Source organism: Paraeggerthella sp. (genome assembly GCF_048427265.1).
In the GTDB taxonomy this organism is placed as follows: Bacteria; Actinomycetota; Coriobacteriia; order Coriobacteriales; family Eggerthellaceae; genus Paraeggerthella; species Paraeggerthella hominis.
Window position 1 is genome coordinate 1 of sequence record NZ_DBFOSR010000023.1, and the last position, 2,879, is coordinate 2,879.

Annotated in this window: 2 protein-coding genes and 1 pseudogene; 1 reads left to right on the forward strand and 2 read right to left on the reverse strand. The window is 60.7% G+C overall.

Going from position 1 to position 2,879, the window contains the following annotated elements; all coding sequences use genetic code 11:
- Positions 1-52: 52 nt before the first annotated feature.
- Complete coding sequence (locus ACMNI9_RS02670; protein ID WP_216529325.1) at positions 53-802, forward strand: TraX family protein; 750 nt, start codon at positions 53-55, stop codon at positions 800-802.
- 1 nt (position 803) lies between these two features.
- Here ACMNI9_RS02670 and ACMNI9_RS02675 read toward each other — a convergent pair whose 3' ends face one another.
- Together ACMNI9_RS02675 and ACMNI9_RS02680 are read right to left on the reverse strand one after the other, a co-directional pair.
- On the reverse strand, positions 804-2,102 hold the full coding sequence (locus ACMNI9_RS02675) for an LCP family protein (RefSeq protein WP_418830746.1): 1,299 nt from the start codon (positions 2,100-2,102) through the stop codon (positions 804-806).
- 366 nt (positions 2,103-2,468) lie between these two features.
- Positions 2,469-2,879, reverse strand: a pseudogene (locus ACMNI9_RS02680) (DUF1727 domain-containing protein); the annotation flags it as partial.

Genomic DNA, 2,879 nt, shown 5'->3' on the forward strand with positions numbered 1-2,879 from the left:
ATTTCGCCCTTCATCCCGCAATCCCCCAGCCGTCCCAGTATACTGGAATCCTATGAACGAATCGCTCAATACAACCGATGAAGACACGCGTAGGGGCGTCTCGTCCTTCGCTTTGAAAATCGTAGCCATAGTCGGCATGACAGCCAACCACGCGTCCTACATGTTCTATCCCTACCTACCTGCCGAAGCGTTCTGCCTACTGTTCGGTCTTGGCGGACTCGCCTTCCCCATCATGGCATTTCTGCTGGTAGAAGGCTACCGACGCACATCAAGCGTACCTAAATACGCCCGGCGCCTGCTCGTGTTTGCCCTTATATCTCAAATACCCTACGGGTTGTTTCTTGCAGGAAACCTCAACGTGCTGTTCACGTTGCTCATCGGATTAGCCGTGCTGTATCTTTACGACCGCCTGGAAAACCGAGCAGGTTTTTGGGCGATCGCGGCGGCGCTGATGGCGGCAAGCTCTCTGTGTGACTGGGGCATTCTAGGGCCCATCATGGTCCTCATGATGAAGATCCTTGAAGATCGACGCCAGCGCATTGTCTACCCGCTTTTGCTGCCCATATTGGCAGACGGAATCCCCGCGCTTGCGCGATATCTGGCAAGCTCCAATCTGGTTCTGCTATCCTTCGCGCTGTACCCCTTGGCTGGATGCACGGCCACCATTCCGCTGCTGCTCTCATACAACGGAAAGCGCGGCCTGCCGATGAAGTGGTTCTTCTATGCGTACTATCCCCTGCACATCCTTGTGCTGGGCTTGGCGAAAGGACTGCTGCTCAACGACTGGACCTGGGGCATGTAAGCTATTTCCAGTCGGCTCCCAAAACCACCAGGAAGTCGGCGTTGATAACGTACGACCCGTCGTTAACCATAGCTTTGCCCACGCCGAGCGCATCGACAATCTCTTGGGCGCGATCCGCTTTTCCACCCTGCTCGTATACGACAAGCGTTTGCGGATAATCGAAGCTGTCCGCATTGCCCGACTCCACCTTGTAGCCCAGCGATTGAACGCGCTCGGCAGCCTGGGACCCCGCGCCGGTTATGCCGTTTCCATTGCGCACCGCAACCGTTCCCGAACGCTTCTGCGAAGCGCCGCCGCCGCTCAAATCACCGCTCTCGTTCACAAGCTGCCCGCTGCCCGTGCTGGCCAAGATGGTACCCGACACCTCGTCGACGATATCGCCCTCCGTAGGCGGAAGACCCTGGTCAACGCGCGCCATCATGGCCTTCCATTGCTCGACGTTGTTGATCTCGTACCACACGCCGTCGATGTAGCTGGACGTGGTGGGTTCCATGCCGGAATACATATCCGTTGCCGGATCAAGCCCCTGCATGGTTTGAGCTATGCCCACGATGTCCGTAATTTCAAGATCGGTGGTCACGTATTGGGAAAGGGCCTGCACGGTGCTTGCCATGGTGGCCACGTCAGCCGAGAGGATCTTCTTCGCAATAGCCCCCAGAACCAATCGCTGGTTCGCCGCGCGATACGAATCGCCGTCGCCGAACTCGTCGTACGCATGCCGCGAACGGCACAGGATCAGGGCTTGATCGCCGCTGAGCGTCTGCACGCCGGCATCCAAATGACCGCCGGCATCCTCGTCATCGATCTCCATGGGAACGTCCACCTCGACGCCGCCCAAAGCATCCACCACGTCCTTGAAGCCGTCGAAGTTGATTTCCGCGTAATGGGAAATGGGCACGCCCGCCAACTTGGACACGGTTTCCACCGCGAGCGCCGCGCCACCGATGGCGTGAGCGGCATTCAGTTTGTTCTTGCCGTATTCGCCCATGTCAACCAGGGTGTCTCGATGAATTGAAACCATGGTGACCTTTTTGTCGATCGGGTCGATCCGCGCAAGAATAATGCTGTCGCTGCGGAACTGGTCACCCGCGTATTCCTGGGAAGCCTGGCGATCGTTCGACCCGTCCGTGCCCATGAGCAGCACGTAGAACGGCTCGTTGGCCAAATCCGTGTCCACGAGCGCCGCGCGCAGCTTGGCATCCACCCCGGCGTGCAGGTTCCCCGACAAAATGCCGTAGTACGCAAACGCTGCGCCGGCTCCGCCCAGCACGAGCACGCCCACCACCGCAAGCGCGATCACCAGCTTGCTGGGCCGCTTCCGCTTCGGAGAGCGCGCGGCATCGGCCTCGTTGCGCGACAATCGAGCACGAGGCGTAGGGGAGGACGCGGCCTGAACGCTCGGCCGCCTTCGTGCGCCGTCGCTCGCACCGCGCGCGGGCGCAGGTCGAGACGTCCGCGTAGAGCCGGGCCGCGAAGAGCGGTTTTCGTACGGGGAGCGAGGTGATTCCTCATGCGCGCGCGAAGGGCGCCTTTGATTGCTTCGTTGAGAGTCCATGGACGTATTGTGCCGACGAACGCGCGACCGCGCAAGCGCGCACAAACCTTTACTAGGAAAAGCCCATAGCGAAGCGAGGGCGGCTCCCAGGGAAGCCGCCCTCGCCATTCGTTAAGCGCGCACGTTCAACCGCTTGCACAGGTATTCGTTCGCAGCCTTTTCCGCCGTATCGTCAAGCGCCGCAAGGGAGGGAGCGGGAACTTGCGCTCGTGCGGCGCGCCGTTCGAGCGCCCGGGTCAGCAAAGCGTCCGCCACCTGCGGATTCTTCGCCAACAAGGGGCCGTGCAGGTACGTTCCCACCACGTTTTTGTACAGCACGCCGTCCTGCTTGTCGTCGTCGTTGTTGCCATGGCCCACCGAAGAAACCACGCGCCCGAAAGCCTGAACGCCAGCGCCAAGGCGCGTGCGACCGGCGTGGTTTTCGTACCCCACCACCGGCATCTGCGCCAAAGGCGAGTCCAGCACGATGTTGTCGATCAGCCGGTCGGCGGACCCCGCCGCGCGCTCGGTGGTCATGTCGAC

Coding starts and splice junctions, on each gene's coding strand:
- ACMNI9_RS02670 (WP_216529325.1), top strand. CDS start 53: ATGAACGAATCGCTCAATACAACCGATGAAGACACGCGTAGGGGCGTC.